At 61.1% G+C, this 20630-nt stretch carries 22 protein-coding genes and 2 tRNA genes; 2 read left to right on the forward strand and 22 right to left on the reverse strand.

Annotated elements, in window-relative coordinates; all coding sequences use genetic code 11:
• Window positions 1–49 precede the first annotated feature (49 nt).
• A complete protein-coding gene (gene serS / locus ACTNA2_RS06855; protein WP_118080822.1) occupies window positions 50–1333 on the reverse strand; it encodes a serine--tRNA ligase in 1284 nt (427 codons plus the stop codon).
• 111 nt (window positions 1334–1444) lie between these two features.
• Here serS and ACTNA2_RS06860 point away from each other — a divergent pair, with 111 nt between their 5' ends.
• Window positions 1445–1618 (forward strand): DUF6724 family protein, encoded by a 174-nt coding sequence (locus ACTNA2_RS06860; protein ID WP_195838594.1) that lies wholly within the window; start codon window positions 1445–1447, stop codon window positions 1616–1618.
• Between the two features lie 156 nt (window positions 1619–1774).
• On the opposite strand, the gene proC is transcribed toward ACTNA2_RS06860, so the two are convergent.
• From proC to cpaB, 21 genes are all read right to left on the reverse strand, one after another.
• Entirely contained in the window at window positions 1775–2545 is a 771-nt protein-coding gene (gene proC, locus ACTNA2_RS06865; RefSeq protein ID WP_427719061.1) for a pyrroline-5-carboxylate reductase, read from the reverse strand.
• Between the two features lie 73 nt (window positions 2546–2618).
• Window positions 2619–3089 carry a 23S rRNA (pseudouridine(1915)-N(3))-methyltransferase RlmH gene (rlmH, locus tag ACTNA2_RS06870; RefSeq protein WP_370450649.1) on the reverse strand — a complete coding sequence of 157 codons (471 nt, stop codon included), beginning with the start codon at window positions 3087–3089 and terminating at the stop codon, window positions 2619–2621.
• A gap of 6 nt (window positions 3090–3095) precedes the next feature.
• Entirely contained in the window at window positions 3096–4034 is a 939-nt protein-coding gene (locus ACTNA2_RS06875) for an SPFH domain-containing protein (RefSeq protein ID WP_117848150.1), read from the reverse strand.
• Between the two features lie 306 nt (window positions 4035–4340).
• Window positions 4341–4427: transfer RNA gene (locus ACTNA2_RS06880), tRNA-Leu, on the reverse strand.
• Between the two features lie 43 nt (window positions 4428–4470).
• On the reverse strand, window positions 4471–5388 hold the full coding sequence (locus tag ACTNA2_RS06885) for a TatD family hydrolase (RefSeq protein ID WP_441048980.1): 918 nt from the start codon (window positions 5386–5388) through the stop codon (window positions 4471–4473).
• The gene (gene rsmA / locus ACTNA2_RS06890; RefSeq protein WP_441031685.1) at window positions 5378–6238 is read right to left on the reverse strand and encodes a 16S rRNA (adenine(1518)-N(6)/adenine(1519)-N(6))-dimethyltransferase RsmA; all 861 of its coding nucleotides are present in this window, start codon (window positions 6236–6238) and stop codon (window positions 5378–5380) included. The genes ACTNA2_RS06885 and rsmA overlap by 11 nt, the downstream gene beginning before the upstream one ends.
• 107 nt (window positions 6239–6345) lie before the next feature.
• Window positions 6346–7947, reverse strand: a complete 1602-nt coding sequence (gene metG / locus ACTNA2_RS06895; protein ID WP_154517665.1) for a methionine--tRNA ligase — start codon at window positions 7945–7947, stop codon at window positions 6346–6348.
• Between the two features lie 69 nt (window positions 7948–8016).
• Window positions 8017–8895, reverse strand: a complete 879-nt coding sequence (gene rsmI / locus ACTNA2_RS06900) for a 16S rRNA (cytidine(1402)-2'-O)-methyltransferase (RefSeq protein WP_441048981.1) — start codon at window positions 8893–8895, stop codon at window positions 8017–8019.
• A gap of 6 nt (window positions 8896–8901) precedes the next feature.
• A complete protein-coding gene (locus tag ACTNA2_RS06905; protein WP_441048982.1) occupies window positions 8902–9963 on the reverse strand; it encodes a glycoside hydrolase family 5 protein in 1062 nt (353 codons plus the stop codon).
• 603 nt (window positions 9964–10566) lie between these two features.
• Window positions 10567–10639, reverse strand: a tRNA-Phe gene (locus tag ACTNA2_RS06910).
• A 158-nt stretch (window positions 10640–10797) separates the two neighbouring features.
• The gene (locus tag ACTNA2_RS06915) at window positions 10798–11157 is read right to left on the reverse strand and encodes a DUF192 domain-containing protein (RefSeq protein ID WP_441048983.1); all 360 of its coding nucleotides are present in this window, start codon (window positions 11155–11157) and stop codon (window positions 10798–10800) included.
• Window positions 11154–11630 carry a hypothetical protein gene (locus tag ACTNA2_RS06920; protein ID WP_441048984.1) on the reverse strand — a complete coding sequence of 159 codons (477 nt, stop codon included), beginning with the start codon at window positions 11628–11630 and terminating at the stop codon, window positions 11154–11156. Before ACTNA2_RS06920 ends, ACTNA2_RS06915 begins: the two co-directional genes overlap by 4 nt.
• Window positions 11630–13690 (reverse strand): hypothetical protein, encoded by a 2061-nt coding sequence (locus tag ACTNA2_RS06925; protein WP_441048985.1) that lies wholly within the window; start codon window positions 13688–13690, stop codon window positions 11630–11632. The genes ACTNA2_RS06920 and ACTNA2_RS06925 overlap by 1 nt, the downstream gene beginning before the upstream one ends.
• Before the next feature lie 76 nt (window positions 13691–13766).
• A complete protein-coding gene (locus tag ACTNA2_RS06930) occupies window positions 13767–14459 on the reverse strand; it encodes a TadE/TadG family type IV pilus assembly protein (protein WP_441048986.1) in 693 nt (230 codons plus the stop codon).
• Between the two features lies 1 nt (window position 14460).
• Window positions 14461–14691 (reverse strand): hypothetical protein, encoded by a 231-nt coding sequence (locus ACTNA2_RS06935; RefSeq protein WP_154517646.1) that lies wholly within the window; start codon window positions 14689–14691, stop codon window positions 14461–14463.
• Between the two features lie 293 nt (window positions 14692–14984).
• Entirely contained in the window at window positions 14985–15218 is a 234-nt protein-coding gene (locus ACTNA2_RS06940) for a hypothetical protein (protein WP_427719148.1), read from the reverse strand.
• A 10-nt stretch (window positions 15219–15228) separates the two neighbouring features.
• A complete protein-coding gene (locus ACTNA2_RS06945) occupies window positions 15229–15870 on the reverse strand; it encodes a type II secretion system F family protein (protein WP_441048987.1) in 642 nt (213 codons plus the stop codon).
• Window positions 15867–16793: a type II secretion system F family protein gene (locus ACTNA2_RS06950; protein ID WP_441048988.1), complete on the reverse strand. Its 927-nt coding sequence runs from the start codon at window positions 16791–16793 to the stop codon at window positions 15867–15869. Before ACTNA2_RS06950 ends, ACTNA2_RS06945 begins: the two co-directional genes overlap by 4 nt.
• Window positions 16766–18094: a CpaF family protein gene (locus ACTNA2_RS06955; RefSeq protein WP_441048989.1), complete on the reverse strand. Its 1329-nt coding sequence runs from the start codon at window positions 18092–18094 to the stop codon at window positions 16766–16768. Before ACTNA2_RS06955 ends, ACTNA2_RS06950 begins: the two co-directional genes overlap by 28 nt.
• Window positions 18091–19728, reverse strand: a complete 1638-nt coding sequence (locus ACTNA2_RS06960; RefSeq protein ID WP_441048990.1) for an AAA family ATPase — start codon at window positions 19726–19728, stop codon at window positions 18091–18093. Before ACTNA2_RS06960 ends, ACTNA2_RS06955 begins: the two co-directional genes overlap by 4 nt.
• Complete coding sequence (gene cpaB / locus ACTNA2_RS06965; protein WP_370450646.1) at window positions 19728–20387, reverse strand: Flp pilus assembly protein CpaB; 660 nt, start codon at window positions 20385–20387, stop codon at window positions 19728–19730. Before cpaB ends, ACTNA2_RS06960 begins: the two co-directional genes overlap by 1 nt.
• Here cpaB and ACTNA2_RS06970 point away from each other — a divergent pair.
• A complete protein-coding gene (locus ACTNA2_RS06970; RefSeq protein ID WP_195838599.1) occupies window positions 20374–20577 on the forward strand; it encodes a hypothetical protein in 204 nt (67 codons plus the stop codon). The two genes, cpaB and ACTNA2_RS06970, sit on opposite strands and share 14 nt — an antisense overlap.
• The last annotated feature ends 53 nt before the right edge of the window (window positions 20578–20630 follow it).

The raw sequence follows: 20630 nt of genomic DNA on the forward strand, positions 1-20630 counted from the left end.
AAAGGCGCCCCGGATAGGGGCGCCCCCGCAAATCGCTTATGCAGCAAACCTACGCGACCGGCTCGATCTTCTCGAGGCCGCCCATGTAAGGACGCAGAACCTCGGGGATCGTAATGGTGCCGTCGGCGTTCTGGTAGTTCTCCAGAATGGCGGCCATGGTGCGGCCAGCCGGCAGACCGGAACCGTTAAGGGTGTGCAGGTAGCGCGAGCCCTTGAAGTTCTCGGGATCGCGATACTTGATGTTGGCGCGGCGAGCCTGGAAGTCGCCGCAGTTGGAGCAGGAGCTAATCTCCTTGTAGGCGTTGTAGCTCGGCAGCCAGACCTCGATGTCGTAGGTCTGACGGGCAGAGAAGCCCAGGTCGCCGGTGCACAGGCTAATCACGCGATACGGAAGACCCAGCTGCTGAAGCAGGAACTCGGCCTCGGCGGTCATGCTCTCGAGCTCCTCGTCGGACTCCTCCGGCTTGGCAAACTTGACCATCTCGACCTTGTCGAACTCGTGCTGGCGGATGATGCCGCGGGTGTCGCGACCAGCGGAGCCGGCCTCCTCGCGGAAGCAGGGGGTGAAGGCGGTGTAGCGGCGCGGCAGGGTGTCGGCATCGAGAACCTCGCCGGCGTGCAGGTTGGTAAGCACGACCTCGGCGGTGGGGATCAGGAAGTTATCGCCCGAGACATGATAGGCGTCGTCCTCGAACTTGGGCAGCTGGCCCGTGCCAAACATGGTCTGACGCTTGACGACGATGGGCGGCCACCACTCCTTAAAACCACGGCTGGTGTGCGTATCGAGGAAGAAGTTGATGAGGGCGCGCTCCAGACGGGCGCCGGCGCCACCGAGAACGGTGAAGCGGCTACCGGAGAGCTTGTTGCCGCGCTCGAAGTCGAGGATGTCGAGGTCGGTGCCCAAATCCCAGTGCGGTTTAAAGTCGAAGTCGAACTCACGCGGGGTGCCCCAACGACGGCGCTCGATGTTCTCGTCCTCGTCCTTGCCGTACGGGGTGGCCTCGCAAGGAATGTTGGGCAGGTGAGCCATAAAGTCGTACTGCTCCTGCTCGAGAGCGGTGCGGCGCTCGGCCAGACCGTCGATCTTCTCGTTGACGGCGCGCACGGCCTCCTTGGCGGCCTCGGCCTCGTCCTTCTTGCCCTCCTTCATTAGGGCGCCGATCTTCTTGGACTCGGCATTACGCGTGGCCTGGAGCTCCTCGACCTCGGTGATGACGGCACGACGCTCATCGTCGAGCTCAAAGAACTTCTCGCGATCCCAAGACGTCTGGCGGTTAGCCATGGCGGTATCGATGGCATCGGGGTTCTCGCGAACAAACTTGATATCAAGCATTAGATCCTCCGGCGATATACATTCCATTTAGGTTGCAACCTTGTACATGTATGGGCAAGTATATACTTATGAGCGTTTACGACCCAACTCAACTACGCAAGAAGGCACCCAATGGACGCAGTTTTTTCCTTTTTGTTTGGCACCCGCACCGGTTTTGCCATCCTTTTCGCCGGCGGCATCCTGCTGTTTGCGATTCTTGCCTTTGTAATGGAGAAGCGCACCCATAAGCTCTACGTCGACCGCGGGCCCAAATCCGAAGAAGATCAAGACAGCTTCTGGGACTAACCTGCCATTTAGGGACAGGTTTATTTTGGTCGGTTTTATCTGGGCAAACGCAAGCGCCCCGCAACCGGTATCAACCCGGTTGCGGGGCGCTTTTCGCTATAGAGATAAAACCGCAGGAAAAACCTGCCAAAATAAACCTGTCCCTAAATGGCAGGTTTACTGAAGGGTGGCGTCGATGGCCTTGACCAGGGCGCTGCGCATGCCGGCGTCCTCGAGCGCGACGACGCCCTTGATGGTTGCGCCGCCGGGCGAGCACACGGCATCCTTCATCGCCGCAGGATGCTGCCCAGTTGCAAGCTGCAGTTTCGCCGTACCCAGAACCATCTGGCTCACAATGCGATAGGCGTCGGCGCGCGGAATGCCGTGCTTGACGGCCGCGTCGCCCAGGGCCTCAATCGCCATGGCAACAAATGCCGGGGCGCAACCGCCCACGGTACCGCCCACAAACAGCAAGCTCGTATCGAGCTCAACGACAGTGCCAAGCTTTCCGAGCAGGTCGAGCACCACGGCACGCTGCTCGCCGTTGAGCGTAGAGGACTTCTCGCAGGCGATGACGCCCTCGCCCACCGAAACCGGTGTATTGGGGACCGTCGAGATGTGCGCGACACCCGGCAGGACCTGCTCCCACTTGGCACTGTCCCAAGTCCAGGCGACCGAAAGGACGACCTTATCGGCAAGAGTATCCTTGAGCGGAGCGAAGACCTTCTCGATCATGTACGGCTTGACCGCAGCAACCACGATATCGGATACAGCGACAACCTCCGCCGCATCACGACAGGCAAGTATCCCACGCGCCTCACAGCGCTCAACCAGGGCATCGTAGCGGCCCGCGCAGGCACACATGTCGCTCGCAGCCACACCGGCGGCAATCCAGCCATCGGCCATAGCGCTCGCCATATTGCCAAAACCGACAAATCCAATCTTCATATCTCATAGTCCTCTCAGACAGGTTCTTCAAATCGAGAGCTATTGTCCCACGGCATTGTTTCGTGTTGCCGACCTATTTGTGATACGGCTCACCACGGCTAATCTTGCAGGCGCGGTAGACCTGCTCCAGCAGCACCACGCGCGCCAAGTTATGCGGCAAGGTAATGCGTCCAAAGCTGAGCATTTCGTCAGCTCGTGAGCGAACATCGTCGCTCACGCCGTCCGATCCGCCAATCACAAAGGCGATGTCGCTGTTGCCTCGCAACATAAGATCATCGAGCCGCGCCGAGAGTTCCTCACTCGAGCGCTCTTTGCCCTCAATGGCCAGCAGAATCACATGCGCTCGGGGCGGCAGGGCTGCAAGAATCGCCGCTCCCTCCTTGTCGCGCGCGGCATCCACGCCGCCCGCCTTGGCCGGGTCGATATCGGCCACCTCGCGCATATCCACCTTGGCATAGGCGCCCAGGCGCTTGGTGTACTCGGCGCAGGCATCCTTCCAAAAACGCTCTTTGAGCTTACCGACGCATACAACGGTGCACTTCACGCGCGCCTACTCCTTCGAATCGTTTTGAACTTTGCCGGCGGTCAGCATCTGCTCGAACATAGAGGCCGACTGCGAAAAGTCGCTCGGCAGCACGACCGTCGATGTTTTACCCGTGCGAGCGAACTCCGTCATCATCTCGGACCATTGCGTAAACATGAACAGCTGGTTGGCCTCATCGTTGCCGACGCCCGTCTCCTGGATAATCTCGAGCGAATCCTTGATACCCAGCGCGATGGCCTTGCGCTGGTTGGCGATGCCTTCGCCCGCCTTTTCCATTGCCTCGGCCTCGGCGGTCGCCTCGGTAACGCGCTTGATGCGGTCGGCCTCAGCGAGCTCCTGCGCAGCAGCGCGCTTACGCTGGGCGGCGTTGATGTCATTCATAGAGTTCTCGACCTCGGTCGGCAGCGCGATCTTGGTGATGAGCGTCGACACGAGGGTAAAGCCGTAGGCGGCCATCTGCTCGGATACGGTGGCGTTGACGTCCTTGGCAATGTCATCCTTCTTGGCAAAGACCTCATCAAGGGTATAGACAGGGATGGAAGAGCGCAGGGCATCGGTAATGAAGTCGCGCATCTGGTCGACGGGCTCCTGCAGCATGTAGTAGCTCTTGTAGATGCCCGAATCTGCCGGGCCGGCTCCCATGTCATAGCTCACGTGGTACTGAGCAGAGACCTCAAGGCCGATAGTCACGTTGTCCTGGGTCTTAACGTCGATCCCAAAACCGTTTTTCATGGTGCGCAGACTCACCGTGGCGGCCTTGCGGTCGATCACGGGCACCTTCATGTGGAAACCCGCGTTGACGATGCGGTTAAACTTGCCCAGGCGCTCGATGATCACAGCATGCTGCTGTTCAACGACATAGCAGGCGTTGGGAAGCAGTAGCAACAAAATGATGATGGGAAGCAGAAGGCTCGTAAGGGCAGCGATAATACCGGATAACAGCATGGTCTCTCCTCCGATGGGCACACGTTGGCACTAGGATACCCGCACAAAGCAGCCATGTGACACCATCAGGAGGCCCATAACAAAAAAGCTCCCATTGCTGGGAGCTCTTTCAATCAATGGTGCGGGCGAAAGGACGTCCGCGTATCCGCTGCGCGGATCCGCACCGGCTTCGCCCGCCTGCCGGCGGACTCGCCAGCTCGCTAAAAACGCTCCGCGTTTTCTTGACGCTCGCTCCTTCGCAGGTTCAAGTCCCTGCGATGGGCCCATAACAAAAAAGCTCCCATTGCTGGGAGCTCTTTCAATCAATGGTGCGGGCGAAAGGACTTGAACCTTCATGGGGTTGCCCCCATACGGACCTGAACCGTACGCGTCTGCCAATTCCGCCACGCCCGCGTGCAGGAATTAGAATAACGGAGCGCCACCGTGAACGCAAGAACTATTTTTGAAAAAGTTTGCAGGCATTGTCCCACGCAGCTTGCGCAATTGCCTCTGCTTTCTCTCCAGTACGATCGACACGGTCGTTGACCAGCGCGTTTGCTGTGATGGAAATCATTGCCGGCTCACACTCAAGACCGCGAATGGGCTCCGGAGCCATATAGGGACAATCCGTCTCGAACAAAATACGGTCGAGCGGGGTCGCCGCGAATGCCTCGCGCACATCATTGTTGCGCTTAAAGGTGGCCGCGCCGCCATAGGCGATGTAACAACCCAAATCCACAAAGCGCTCCATCGTGGCGCGATCCTCGCCAAAGCAGTGCAGCACGCAACCGGCCTGAGGCACGCCGACCTCGCGCAGCACGTTGTACGCATCCACATGCGAGGAGCGCTCCCCATCCGCATCCTCGTGGCGCAGATGCAACTCCACCGGTACGTTACGACGCACAGCAACTTCGAGCTGACGTGCCATGCAATCAATCTGCACGCTGTGGGGCGCCGGCGCGATGTCGTCGTCGTAATCCATGTGGTAGTCCAGACCGATCTCGCCGATACCGACGCATAAGGGATCATCAAGCGCAGCAACGACCTGTGCATGAATGTCATCGGTATAGTCCGGCGCGCCATAGGGGTGCACACCGGCGAGATACTTTATCTGCGGAATCTCGCGCATCGGCAAAATCTCGCGCACCAGCCAGTCGCTATAGTCCGTCACGCTGCGTTTGTCGGCAATGGGATCAAAAATCGTCACCAACAGGTCGACGCCTGCAGCCTTGGCGCGCACAAGCGTCTCGGGTACTTCCTTGCCCCAAAACGAGAGCAGGTGCGCGTGCGTATCGGCAAGCGGCGCCAAGGGCACGGGGCAAGCAACCGTTTTCTTTTTCTTGGTAAACGTCACGCGCTCGTCATTAGGCATCATGGATTAGCTCCTGAGCTAGACGGACGAAATCGGCAACGCCAAGCGTCTCGGCGCGTGTGGTGGGCGCGATGCCGCAAGCCTCAAAGGCGGCATCGAGCACGTCCTTGGCAAAGCCGTTGGCGCTCATGGAATTGCGGATGGTCTTGCGACGCTGAGCAAACGCAGCGTCAATCACGCGAGCCACAAACTCGCGATCAAGCCCCTCGGGCGCTACACCGTCAACACGGTCGATGCGCACGACGGCCGAATCCACATGCGGCGCCGGCATAAAGCAGCGCGGCGGCACCTCAAAGCGACCCGTCACCTGCGCATACAGGCCGAGCTTTGCCGTATAGCCGCCGTAGGTCTTGTTGCCCGGCGTTGCGGCAATGCGATCGGCAACCTCCTTTTGAACCATGACGACGGCGCGCTTAAGGGCGGGCATCGTCTGGAAGAACTGCAGAATGATCGTCGCTGCCACGTTATAGGGCAAGTTCGCGACAAATACCGTCGGCTCACCGCCCGCGGCCTGCTCAATCTGCTCCGGGCACACCTTGAGCGCGTCGCCCATGATAAAGCGGAAGTTGGCATAGTCGGCGGCATGGGCATCGAGCACCGGCTCGAGCTCGGGATCGGCCTCAATCGACGTGACGCACGCCGCCTCCTGAAGCAGCGCAAGCGTGAGCGTTCCAACGCCCGGACCAACCTCGAGCACGCGCTCATCGCCCGCAAGTTCGGAAAGCTCGCAAATACGCTCGATCACATGGTTGTCGATCAGGAAGTTCTGGCCCAGGCGATGCTTGGTCGCAAGGCCAAACTCCTCCAGCAGCTCCCTTGTTGCCGTGGGGTTTGCCAAAGGCGAAGTTGTCATAGTTGCCTCCTTAACATGGTGGCGGCGTCTTGAAACAAAAGGGCATGGACCGTTGCGGCCATGCCCTTACACCTAAACAGCAGATTGCCGATATGGCGCGCGGCGTCTTAACCCAGACGCGGGAACAGCGGCTCACCCTTCTCGACGGGCTGACCACCGGCAAGCAGACCCCAAGCGCAAATGCCCTTGAGGTCGTCGCTCGCGGCCTCGTCCTCGCACGACAGGCGGCGCAGGGCCTCGGTAGAAGTCTGGGGCATGAGCGGCATCAGCAGGTGAGCAGCAATGCGGATGGCCTCGAGGAGGTTGTAGATCACAAACGCCAGCTCGTCGGCCTTGGCCTCGTCCTTGGCAAGTGCCCAGGGCTCGGAGTCCTCGATGTAGTGGTTGGCGGCGTGGATGAGCTCCATAACCTCGTCTTTGGCTCCACCGTAATCGAGCACGTCCATCTTGGCCATGTAGCGCTCGGCCAGGCCATCGGCGATCTTTGCCAGCGGGTTATCGAACGCATCGAACGATGCGGGCTTGGCGGGCGCGCAACCGTCAAAGTACTTGCCGCTCATGTTGAGTGAACGCGAGATGAGGTTGCCCCAGCTGTTAGCGAGATCGGCGTTGTAGACCTGCTCCATGCGATCGAAGCTGATAGCTCCGTCGGTGCCGGGGACCACGTCGGTCATAAAGTAGTAGCGATAGCCCTCGACGCCCAGCATGTCGATAACATCCTGCGGGGCAATGGCGTTGCCACGGCTCTTGGACATCTTCTCGGCCTTGCCAGTCTCGGCATTGCGCACGGTCAGGAAGCCGTGGGCAAAGACGTGCTCGGGCAGAGCCTCGCCAATGGCCATGAGCATAGCGGGCCAAATGACGCAGTGGAAGCGAATGATGTCCTTGCCCACAATGTGGAACTGCGCAGGCCAGCGATAGGCCAGCTCGGCACGGGCCTCGTCGGTGTCGACACCGTAGCCGACAGCCGTCATGTAGTTGAGCAGCGCGTCGAACCACACATAGGTCACATGGCCCTCATCGAACGGAACCTGGATGCCCCAGTCAAAGCTCGTACGGCTCACGGAAAGGTCGTTGAGGCCACCCTCGACAAAGCTACGCACCTCGTTCATGCGGAATGCAGGCTCGACGAAATCGGGATGCTCGTCATAGAGCTTGAGCAGCTTGTCCTGGAAAGCGGAAAGCTTGAAGAAGTAGGACTCCTCCTGCACGCGCTCGAGCGGACGATGACAGTCGGGACACAGGTGCTGGCCGACGCTGCCGTATTCCTCGTCACCCTTCTGGACCTGCGTGTCGGTAAAGTAAGTCTCGTCGGGCACACAGTACCAACCGTCGTAGCTGCCCTTATACAGGTAGCCAGACTCCTTCATGCGCTCCCACAGATACTGCACCGCATGATGCTGGCGCGGCTCGGTGGTGCGGATGAAGTCGTCGTTGGAGATCTCGAGTTTGCTCCAAAGCTCCTTGAAGTGCGGAGCCTGGCTGTCGGTCCACTCCTGCGGCGTCATGCCATGCTTGGCTGCGGCCTCGGCGACCTTCTCGCCGTGCTCGTCCATGCCGGTCAGGAACTTGACGTTATAGCCGGCGGAGCGGCGATAGCGAGCCTGGACGTCGGCGATGATAGTGGAATAAGCCGTGCCCAGATGCGGATCGGCATTGACGTAGTAGATGGGCGTCGTGATAAAGAACGAAGGCTTGCTTTGATCCATGGGGTTTGTCCTCCAGAAAAACGTTGCATACAGGGGATGATTCTAACGCAAGGGCTGGATATCCTCCATCTATTGCATATTGAGCACCATGGCATAGACATCGCGCTTGCGGCGTGAATACTTCTGAGACAGACGCTTGGCCACCGCAGAGGCGGGCTCCCCCTCCTCGAGCGCGACACGGATATCCGCGCGCAGGGCCTCATCGGGATCCGCTGCCGCTGCGCCAACCGGCACGATGCCGGCCTCCTCGTCTTCGCTCGGTGGCGCAATGACCAGCGCAATCTCGCCCTTTACTTCGCCACGGGCACGCAGCCCCTCGGCAAGCTGGGCGGCGGGCCCGCGCAAGACCTCCTCGTGCAGCTTGGTGAGTTCGCGGCAGACGGCAACCTCACGCTGGGGAAAGACCTCTGCCACGGCCTCGAGCGTCGCCACGATGCGATGTGGAGACTCGTAGAAGATGAGCGCGCCGGGCACCACGGCAAGGCGCTGCAAACGGCGCACGCGGTCGCCGTGCTTTCGGCCCAAAAAGCCCTCGAAGAAAAAATGCTCGCAGGGAATGCCGGACGAAACGAGCGCTGTGACGCAAGCAGAGGGCCCGGGAATAACTTCGACGGGCACATCGGCCTCACGCGCCGCCTCGACCAGCGCCTGGCCGGGATCGGACACGCTCGGCATGCCGGCATCCGAGGCAAAGGCAAGGGTCTCACCCGCCAGCAGGCGGTCGACCAGACCGGTGGCGCGGCTGGCGATCACATTCTCGTCGCAACGGACAAGCGGCTTGGAAATGCCCAGGTGCATCAGTAGCTTTGAGGTCACGCGCGTGTCCTCGCAGCAGATCGCATCGGCGGCGGCAAACGCCTCGCCAACGCGCGGAGACAGGTCGCCCAGGTTGCCGATGGGTGTTCCGACCACATAGAGTTTGCCCGTATGGGCTCTGTTTTGCGTCATATCAACCTATTCAATCATGCCGCGCTCGAGCGTACCGAGCGCCGCGCGGGCGTCCCATGCTGCGATGCGTTTCTCGGTCTTCCACGTTTGGAAGAACCAACCGGCAGCCGGCGCAAACGAAGCCAGCTGATTGGCGATAAACACGCGCTCGTAGGCATTGCGGCCCTCGGGCGTAACCGACGAGTTGGCAAAGATCGCCGCGCCCGACCATTCGCCCACCAGCACGGGGAACCCTGTCGAAATCGCTTCTTTAAGCTCGCGCTTGTTACGCGAAATCGCCGTCGTCAGCCCGCAGGGGCTCGTGATGTCGAGCGCATACTCGTCGCGGTAATGGTACAGGTGAAGGTCCATGTAGACGTTCTTGTACTTGGCGCCGCGCATAAAATGCTTCCACTCGCTGGGATGTCCTGAGGACGAAAAGACGACGATCTTATCCTCGGGCATATACGAACGGACGAGCTCGTAGGCATCGCGATAGAAATTGCGCAGGTAGTGGGCCGGAATGCCATCCGTCATGGTAAAGAGACTCTTGCGGACACTCATCTGCGGCGTATCCAGCAGCTCAATGCCCAGAAGGCTTTCGGCTTCGCCGTAGCGATCGGCCAAACGCTCCAGCACGTCGAGCGCAACGTGACGACCGTTGGTGGACGAATGCCACTCGGCAACAGCCTCCGGCGTGGTGGGCGAATCGTTGGAATCGCCCTGGCCACCGGGCACAGTCGCTAGATCGAGCAGCACGCGAATGTCGTACTTGGCAGCCCACTCAATTGCACGGTCAATGTAGTCGATAACCGAAATGTAGGACGCATCGGACTCCTGCGAGCCAAAGGCATACCAGGGCACCGGCAAACGCACGGCATTGAGACCAATCTGCGCCATACGGCGAAAATCATCTTCGCTTACGAATGTCTCATAATGGCGACGCATGCGCTCGTTATAGGCAGCAGTGCCCATGGCTTCTTGCAGTTCCGCCGCATTGGACGCACCTGTCGCCGCGTACAGCGACGGGGTCACCCAAGGCTCGGGAATAAACCAGCCAGAGAGATTAACGCCGAGTATCCTCTCCATCACGGCCCCCTTCGAATCGTGCAGGGCGAACCCGCATCGTATTGCATAGGAAAAGTATCGTTTTGAGTATACCCGCGCACACGGACAGCCGATCGAACGGTCTGCAAAGTGGCGCAAAAGTAGGAGTAATATCTGGGCGGGCACACCCGAGATGGTACGCCAAGATGTGCACGCACGCCGAAGGCAGGCGCCGGAAGGAGCATCCCGTTTTTTTGCTCAATAATGGAATGCATTTTCCGCCAGCAGGCCCAACCGGAAAGCATGTCCCGTAATTTCACGTCATTCCGGGTCGCATTTTCCCAAGCGCCCCTAAAGCGGAAAGCGCATCCCGCTCAGGATTGAAATTCTGGGATGCGTTTTCCGCGGGTCCACATAAAAGAAAAGGACCTCTTTCCTGTGGACCTAGTAAATACAGGGGGGCGGGCAAGGTAATCGCGTCCGCGCGCTGCGCGGACGGACCGCTGCGGCGCTTGCGCGCCTTGCGAGCTACGCTGGCAAACGCTATCGCGTTTCCTCAGCTCCGCGCCCTCGCGGGGTTCGATTCCGTGCGGGGGCTACATAAAAGAAAAGGACCCCTTCGCAGAGGTCCTAGTCAATTCAAGGTGGCGGGGAAGGGAATCGAACCCCTGACACGAGGATTTTCAGTCCTCTGCTCTACCAACTGAGCTACCCAGCCATTTGAGGTGTGCCTTGTTTCAAGGCTTGATTAGTATAACCAAGGACGCGCTCCGGTCAACCGAGAATTTGAAAAAAGTTTTTGGACACCGCCTCGGTTCTGTAAAGCAGCACGTCAGAGACATCAACCGGCCGCAAGAAGTTTTTCGCCCAGGGCCTTCAAGCCTGCACTCGTTGCAAGACAGTGGGCGATACAAGGATTGAAAGGCGTTCCAGCACCGCCCAAGCACCGGGACAGGAGCACATGCGCCAGGGGCGGACATTTTCGTAGCGTGCAAGGATATTGCCGCTGCAATCAATAAAGGCAATGTCGATGGGATAAGCCATAAAACAGGTGTGGACCGAAGAGCAGGACGGAAACGCCATGACGAGCGGCAGTCCGTCAGCCGTAATCGGCACGCGGCCCAGCATGCCGCGCAAGCGTGCGCCAAACGATTCTGCCACCATAAACTCTGCCGGCGACCAACCGAGCCTATTGAGCGCACGCGCGTAGGCGATATAAGACAAGACGGCGCTCACATGACCACCCCCGGTCGCCACGGATCGACCGTAACCGCGCGCTCGTGCGACAGCTTCGCCGGCGTCCCCAGAGAAACGCCGGCAATGCTAAGCAATCTAGGCCACGGCTCATAGTACATGACGCAGGCATAGGTCCTAAACGTCCCGGACAGAGAGAGCAAGCCGCCGTCAGACGACGCCGAGCTCTGCTCGCTCGAGACCTCGACCTGCAGATTATAGCCCTGCATAGCCGCCTGAATCTCGGACTGGACACGCACCGAGGCATCGACAGAGCTCTTGTCGCCCTCCCCTTCCGGCGCCACAGCGTGCGCCAGCACGATATCGGGCACCACGCGATCGAAGCGCGCAGCAGCGCCGGCAAAGACCATGACGTTGTACACAATGAGCGCAAGCGCCAGCAAAACGGGAGCGACCACGGCCATCTCGACCGTCGCTTGGGCGCGCTCCTCGTACAAGACTGCACCAACGCCCATTACGATCCACCGCCCAGAGCGCCAACCAGCGTGGCGACATCGACGGTGAGCGGGATGGAGCCGTCGCCGGGCAGAGGAATCTCCGCAAGTGTGAACACCACATCGCCGATCGTGCGTTCGACTTGATATTCCAACGCCTCGCAAAGCGCCTTGGGATCGGTCACGCCCAACGGAATACTTCGCAGTTTGTCTTGCGCTTGAGAGAGACCGGCAATGTCAGACCCCGGACTCTTAATGACGTTAGCGGAATCGGTCAGCACCGGCTTTCGCAGGCGCAAGTCGCACGGTTCCAAACCCAGCGCCGCCACGGACGCCGAAACGGTATCGCCGAGCCACGATGCAATGGAGCCCAACGCGCCGCTGCCCCCTCCTAGGTCTTTAATCATCTCGTCCATAAGTTCGTCGGCCGAACCTTGGATGTCTCCGTATCCCACAAGCAGGCGTCCCCAAACATCCATGACGCCATCGAGTACGCCGGCAACGCCGCCCGAGCGCTCTTCCAGTGTCGAGAAAAACCGCGAGAGCACGTTGTTTTGCGCCGTCGCGTTGTCGGGAGCCAAGACCGCGGCAGAGATTGCACCGCGACTGCCGAGCGTAACCGGCTTATTGAATGAAGAGTTGAGCTTACCGGGACTGGTCATATCGCCCGAGACCGCAAAGGAGACCACGCCGTTTCGGCCGGGCGGGGCGATACGCGGCCGCTCGCCCGAAAGCGCCTTGATGGCCTGGTCAAACGCATTGCCCGCGCGATCGGCTTCGTCCTCGGTCTGACGCATAAGCTCGAGCTCTTTGTTGCGACATTCGACGTAGTCTTCCAGGGCGTCTTTGAACTTGTCAAAGTGGTATTCGAAGCCGTTTTCGATAAATGATGGAGGCATGAGGGCGCGACCCAGGTCAACGACGTCAAATTGGCACTCCTCGCACACATCGTGGCCATCGTAATCGACGACGGATGCCAACCCGCCCGGCGACCCATTCTTATAGTTGGGGCATCCGGTCCCATAGTGCAGGTATGTCTTGCCACCAATATCACTCGTAGGCCACATGGCATCGGTGTAGAGCTGGGTTCCCTTCACCTCATCTGGAGTGCGTGGCAGGAATGGAATCTGGGATAAGATTTTTTCACCATCATCTTTAATATACGAGTGATCGAGTTCTTCGATTGCATAAGCGTAAAACGCTTTGCGCGCGACAGACTCCGCTTCCATCTCTACACCCCCACCAAGCGGCCTTTCATTCGCCAGGCGCCGGCGGTAATAGTTCTTCGCACGATTTAGGGCGATTTGCGGCTCCCAATCGATACTCGAAGTATAGCGGCGGTTTTGTTCACCCGATAGCTTTGCCAAGCTCCCCGCACGCTCCCACATACATGAGTACTTGCCAATCGCATTCTCATCCGATCCGCCACAGTCCGCAAGCCAGGCGCGTTCCTTGGCCTTTGACGTTTTCTCGGACGCTTTCTTCAGTTCCTTGGCAGCATAGTCAAGGTCTTTTGAGGTGCTCTCGATGGCATCGGTCGAGATTTCTGACCCCTCGAGCGCAACAAAGTCCGACTCCGATGTCCTGGGCACGGCGAGCGCTGTGCCGGTATAGGTCACGTTATCGGTATCCTGCGCCGAAACAGCCTGCGTAGCTCGCGCGGCAACCAGATATGGCAGAGCCGTTTCGACTTTTTGCAAACCCTCCGACGCACTTTTGGCAAACCTATTGCGCGTTTTAATAATCTCAATCCCGGTATCGACCATATCGCTTGCGGCTATTTTCCCACCCGGCACCAGCATGGCAACCAAGCCGGTGCCGATTGTGGCAAACCCCGCCAGGCCCAAGCTCAAAATGCTCGCATCCACCACCGTGGCTGCTGTATGGTAGGACGATATCACGTTGGCACCCGCCAGAGCACCGCTATCGGCCGCCACCTGGGTATCCCCGGCACGCGACATACTCCATATCGCCGCCGTCGACGAAAACAGCAGCGTAAGCACCACAAGTATGACGACCGCCGAAGAAAGCGTAGTGTAGGCACCGTCCTCGATAAACAAGTCGATACCGGAGCGGCCCATGAAGCCGCCCCGCTTGCGGCGGGCATTCGACCGGCAACGGCACACGAGCCCTCGCATCATTCGCAGCAGGCGACGCCTAATCCCACGCGGCAATCCACGAATCATAGTCTCCCTCCAGCCATCCGGGACGCGATCGATACGAAACGTCGACTTTCAACTCAACATTCCCTCCTCCCCCCACATTGCCCATGGCCTGCACGAACGCGCCGATCACGGGCAGCGGCTTTACATCGCCCGCGATAGATACAGACGAAACGCCCCCTGCGCCCGCCCGGCCAAGCTCGATATCCCACGACAGCGGTCCGCCGGCGTGAAAGATCGAGACATCGGGCACCGCGGCGAGACGGCGACGGGCAAACTCCTTGAGGTCGTCGTCCTCCGCCGTCGTCGTGGTCATGAGCCGCGCCGTCTCGGCGGCGGCAGACTCCATGACCGCGCGCGTATAGAGCAGGCACACCGGCTGCAGCGCAAGCAGGATGAGCGTCAAAAACGTCGGCAGCAAAAAAGCGGCCTCGACCGTGGACTGCGCCCAATCCTCGCGCGCGATATCAATAGAGCGCGATGTCTTTGGCGCCTGCGGCGGCGTCGATAACCGATGTCGAGGCGACGCCATGGGCCTCGTCGCCCGTGCAGCCAACGCCGCCAAGCGTCCGTCGGTGCCGGCGCGCCAAAGCCCCGCAATCGCCAGCACGATGGAAAGCAGCGCCATGGTGACGATGGCGTACTCAACGGTCGATTGGGCAGACTCCTCGCGCAAAACGTCAAGCATTTCACGATCCCTCCTTTGACCCCGATGCTTGCGGAACCAAGCGCACCGCGCGTAAGCGGCACGAGGCGTCGCCGGCATCCGCGGCAACCGTCACCATGTCGACCCAGCCGCGCCCATCGCGCACGATGGCGCCCCATACGTTGCCCTTGATGTCGAGGTAACCGCTTAGAGCGAGCTGGGCTGTGGGCACCTCGCGATAAACACGCAACAGGTCCGCGGCAGCCTCGGTCATCGGTCGCTCCTCGGCCCATGTCAGCCGGGCTGCGACTGCGTTGTCCGCAGATGGACCCACCGCAGCATCCACCCGTTCGTCGAGGGCGCGCAGAAAAGTTTGTGCCGTGACGGCGGCATCCCTGTCGGCCGTGTCCCGCGCTTTGTCATCGGGAGGCGCCACCGCGCCCGAGCTCCCATCCGCGACGGCCCCAGAACGCTGCTGTCGCACGACATTCAGCCCCCAGAGCGTCGCCGCTATCGCCACAATCAGGCAAGCGAGCACCAGCAGCACGCCAACAGAATGCCCGCCTTCTACAGGCTGTTGATGCCGTCTTTGATCGCGTTCCATAGCTTTTCGACGTTGCCCTTAAATGCAACGATGGCAATGATCGCGATTACCACGAGCACGCCGACCAAGATGGCGTACTCGGTGGTACCCTGCGCGCTTTCCTCCTGCACCAGCGCCTTGGCACGTTGACAGGAACGCATTGCACGGTAAAGCGTCCGGCTCCAAACCCTACCCATAACGTCAGCCATTTTGTTCATGTATTCCTCCCTACATCATCCCGCCTGCTCCCAGCAGCGGGCCCAATATGGATAACAGCAGTGCCGGCAAGATGAGCGTGCCGGTGGGAATCAGCAGCTTGACGGGCGCTCGTTCAATCTCGCGCTCGACCGCGGCACGATGGGCGGCGCGGATCTCGCGACTTTGGACAGCAAGGGTCTCGGCAAGCGGGGCACCCAGGGCGAGCGCTTGACCCACCGTAATGGCAAAGGTCTCGAGCGCCCGCACGTCCAGGTCCTGCGCGGCCGCCAACAACTCGTCCTCGCGCGCTCCCACGCCCACCTGCCACGCCATGCATGCCCGTTCAAGCCGAACAGTCAGCGCCGATCGACGATTGGCGCAAAAGATCTCGAGCGCCGCATCGAACGAAAGGCCGGCGGAAAGCCCCAGGCGCACCACATCAATCATCTCGGACACCTCGCCGAGCGAAACCTGCGCTGAGTTGTCCACGCCAAATGCGCCCCTCACCCGCGCAATAGCGGCATCGATCACCGAATGGGCCGCAGCAACGACCAGCACCGCCTCGCCCCTGAAAATCTCCATGGTCTTGCGCACATCCGAGCGCTCCAGGCCCGTCGCGACAAATACGCCGAAGGCGCACAGGCAAGCCGTGGCGGCAACCAGGGCGCTCACAGCTCCACCCGCATAATGCGTCGGATAACCATTAGGGCGACGCCGTTAAGGGCAAGCCCCAGAACCACGGCGCCGGCGCCTACCGGCGTTGCGAGACCGTAGCGAAAATCTGCCGAAAGCAGGGCCAGCACCGCGCACATACCCGCCGGCATCGCCGCGACCATATGCGCCGACATGCGCGCCTGCGACGTTTTGACATCCAGGCGGCGCTTGAGCTCGATACGCTCCCCCACCATGCTCGACGCCTCGGACAGCAGATCGGCAAGCGGGGCACCGGTCCGCTGCGACACCTTGAGCGCCAACGTGACAAGCGAAAGCCCGGGGGCGTCGATGCGGACAAGCAGGTCGTCGAGCGCATCGGCAGCCGAAATGCCACAGTCGATCGCCGCCGCTACCCGCAGAAACTCGGTATGCACCGGCTCTTGCGCGTGAGCGCCCACAAACCGCATGCCCTGGGCCAGCGAATGTCCCGAGGCAAGCGACATGGAAAGTGCCGTAAAGGCCTCGGGCATGGCTTCCTCCACATCGCGCTGCTCGCGTCGGTGGTCAAAGACGTCGCGTGCGGCGCCGGCGGCAAAGGGCGCAACCGCCCCCAAAACAAAGCCGATGGGCGATAGCGACACCACGGCAAGCGCAAGGCAGCAGACGCCACTCGATAGCAACAGGAACGCCAAGCGTGAAGCATCATCCTCAACGACAAGACCGATGCGGCGCACGGGAACCAACGATACCCAGGAGCGGGCGATCTTTTTTAGCAGATCGTTTTCCACCAGCTCACGCGGCAGCTTCTCTGCCGCCGTCTCGAGCGTCTGGCGCACCAGCTCCGCCGGCGGCACCCTCGGCACATGAGGCTCCACTCCGCATACCGTCGCGACCGAAAACCCGGCAAGGCCCCCTACGACGAGGGGCACAACGACCTCCATTCCTCCACCTCCTCCTGCGTAAGCGTTCCCGAGCGCAAGCCCTCTGCGATAAACGGCGGCTCGCGGTTGAGGGTCCAGGTGCGCTCGGCGGCATCGAAGGTCACGTAGCGCTCGAGTTCCACGCCACCCGACGCGCCGCGTCGCACCCCCGAGTAGGAGGACACAAAACGCCGGCCGTCCGCATGGCGCTCGGACATCACGATGCCGTCGAGCGCCATAGCGATTTGTTCCTCGATAAGCTCGCTCGGCAGATCGATGCCATAGCGCGCAAGCAGCGTCAAACGCACCACGGTCTCTTGCTCGGTGCCCGCATGAAGCGTGGTGAGCGACCCATCGTGCCCGGTGTTCATGGCCTGCAGCATGTCGCAACATTCCGCACCGCGTACCTCACCCACCACAATACGGTCGGGACGCATACGCAGGGCGTTGGTCACCAGGTCGCGGATTGTCACCGCACCCTCACCCTCAATTGAAGCCTCGCGCGCCTCCAGGCGAACCACATGCGGGTGATGCGCGAACTTGAGCTCGGCGGAATCCTCGATCGTCACGATGCGCTCGCCGGTAGATATCTCGCACGATAGCGCGTTGAGCAGCGTAGTCTTGCCCGACCCCGTACCGCCCGCAACCGCCAAATCTTGGCGCAGCGACACCGCACACGAAAGCAGTTGCGCATACCAAAGCGGCAGCGACCCCAGGCCCACAAGCTCGTCCAACGAACAGATGCGATCCGAGAACTTGCGGATGGTGAGGATCGGCCCATCGATCGCCACGGGCGGAATCACCGCGTTGACGCGATAACCCGTCTTGAGGCGGGCGTTGACGATGGGACTGCGCTCGTCGATACGCCTGCCCAGCGGTGAGATGATGCGGTCGATGAGCACGCGGATCTGCTCGTCATCCTCAAACGCATGCTCGATGGGGTATAAGACCCCGCCGCGCTCAAAGAACGCCGAGCGGCAACCGTTGACCATAATCTCGGTGACGGTGTCGTCCTCGATGAGCGGCTGCAGCGGGCCCAAGCCCACCACGTCATCCAAGATCTCGTTGATGATGGTCTCACGCTCGGGCGTCGCCAGGTCGGTCGGTTCTTCCACGTTGAGTGCCGCCTCCACCGCAGGACGCAATTCCGAACGGGCAAGAACCGGATCGACGTAGGCACTGATGCGTGCCACCTCGTCGTAGCCCACGCGGTCCATCACGGCCCGCTTGGTGCGGCGCTTGACCGCACGGTGCCGTCCCACATCGACAGGTGCCGTCGCCGCTGCCGCACCGGCTGCTTTAATTCTCGTTTGCAGGCTCATCGGCAATCACCCTCACGCGACCAGGGAAGGCGGATGCGCGGGCGTTCGGTGCGCGTTGCACGGTCGGCGACCATATCGCTCCAAGGGCCGACGGCGCACCCCAGTTCCACGAGCATCTCACGCGTGGCCTCGCGCACGCTGGTCGCAAAAGCGCTGGTCTGCCCCACTGCCTCGTCAGCGCGCCCAAACGCCATGAGCGCGGCGAGATCCTGCCCGCCATCGGCGATACGAATCTTGGAGCTCAACGCACAGGCAATCTCAAAGCGCATGGCGACATCCTCGTCCGCCCCACGCGCGCCAAATCGGTTGAATACGGCGCTCATGCGCGTGCGCGGCACGCCCACACGGCTCGCCAGCTCAATGACGCGCGCTGCAGACGTCGCGGAAGAAACTGCCGCATCACCCACGACAAGGCAACGGTCGCACGCCGCCACCGCAGCCGCCACCGCATCGCCCCAAAAGACCGAGGTATCGATAAGGACCACGTCGGACTCACGACGCAAGATGTCGAGCAGCAGCTCTACCGGACGCGCCATGAGCTCGGCGCGCTCGGGCGCTGCGACAGGCCCCCAAAGCGTAACGCCTGGGGCAACGCGCATCGATGCAGCGACCACGTCTTGCTCCGCAAGTGCGCCCGCGACCGACGGCTCGATAAGTGTCGCCATGTCATGCGGGGCATCGGCGCCCAGCAAGTCGTAGAGATTTCCAAACATTAGGTCCAAATCGAGTACGGCAGCTCGCAGACCCAGCAACGAAGCGGCATGCGCCATCGTGGCGACAATCGTCGATTTGCCACAGCCGCCCGAACCCGAAATGGCGCAGATGACCGGAGCTCGATGCGACGTCGACGCAGTGTCTGCCAGCGGTGCAGGGGCTGACGACGTGGGCGGCAACGTCCCCGTCTCGCCAGCCGCACCCAAGTGCTGCGTCCACGCCGGCACGGCAGGCTGCTCAAACGGTAGGGGCGGAACTGGGGATTCCGCTGTCACGTCGACGTGCGGGCCATCACCCGCGACAAGGCCCTCGACCTCATCGAGTCCATCGGCCAGGCTCACGCCGTGCACGTATCCCATATCTACGGCCAGGAGGTCTTCGCCATACGGCACCGACGCTCCGACGTCACCACATGCAAGGGGGCCCGGGGGGCGCCGAACATGCTCGGCTTCCGCTTTCCCATAGTCATCAACACGCGGGCCTCTTGTAGCGCGAGGCGCCCCGGGTTCCCTATCAACAAAAACATCGGGCTCAGGCGACACGCCCCAATCGGAATCAACCGCTCCCTCGCCCACATGTCCGCTGCCGCATATGCTGTGCGCAGCGATGACCTCGGTCGCCCCCGCGCGAAACAGCCCCTCGATATCCGACGGATCGAGCGCCTCTATCAACACGACGACGCGGCTCACGCGTCCTTCGGCAGTCAGGCGCGCGACGGCCTCTCGCACATCTTTAGTATCAAACAGGGATGCCGCGATAATGGCAGCGCCACGGCGCGAAGGAAACGCCCGAGCCATAGACACCAACCCGTCTAGGTCGCCCACGCGAAGCACCTGCGCGCCCGCATCGCGGCCCTCGACTTCCTGCTGCAGCAGTCCGTAATCTCCACACGCGCAGCACGCAAGCCAGATCGCCTTCATCACTCGTCGCCTCCGCTCTTTTTGCCGCGTGCCGTGGCGGGAATCGTCAAGCTGACCGTTCCCTTGCCCGAGGCTCCCAGCAATTCCTTGACGTCTTTGGGGTCGGCCGCCAGCGTCACCCACTCGACCTTGCCTTCGCGCGTGGCACCGGCCTCGTCGCTGGTATCGATCACATACGCGCCGCACAGCCGGTCGGTCACGCCGTCTTTTTGCACGTACACATCCACGTAGCTGCCCACGCCTGCGGCTCCGCCCACCGAATGCTCGGCATCGACCGCCACCGAAACGGCAACCTTGCCCTTGGGCACCTCGAGCGTATGGCTCTCGGCTTTGGTGTAGACATCGCAGACCACGGCATTTTTGGGAATACGCGAGGTCGTCACGTCGCCTCGCACCTGGCGCAGCTCGGTCGCCGCATCGCGCGGCAGCAGGCTCGCGAGCCACTCTTGGGTTACGACATTGGTCTCGTCGAGGGTCTCACCCACATCGATATCACGCGCGGCAACGCAAACTTCGACGCGATCGCCGCCGTATTTGGCCAAGGTTTTGGCCTGGGCCTGCTCAGCCCGCGAACGAACCGATGACCCGTAAACCATGCAGAGTGCCGCGGCGAGCACGCCCGCTGCCAGACTGATGGCGATGCGCTTGCTCTTGTTCACGGCAGCTCCTCTCAAGACAGCACTGGGCGGATGGGATGCCCGTACCACTATTGTCCGAGCGGCCAAGCAACAAAACAGCGCGATCACCATCTTGGTTTTAAGTGTCAAACCAATTACCAGCCAAGAGCTGACCAACCCGTCAAGCCCGCGGCAAGGTTTTGGTCAGCGCGTCGGCAAAACGCTCATTTAAGGGCGCATCGCCAGTAAAAAAGCCGCCTCCCGCACAGTTGGAAGACGGCTGTC

The organism is Collinsella sp. HCP28S3_E9 (genome assembly GCF_052065455.1).
In the GTDB taxonomy this organism is placed as follows: domain Bacteria; phylum Actinomycetota; class Coriobacteriia; order Coriobacteriales; family Coriobacteriaceae; genus Collinsella.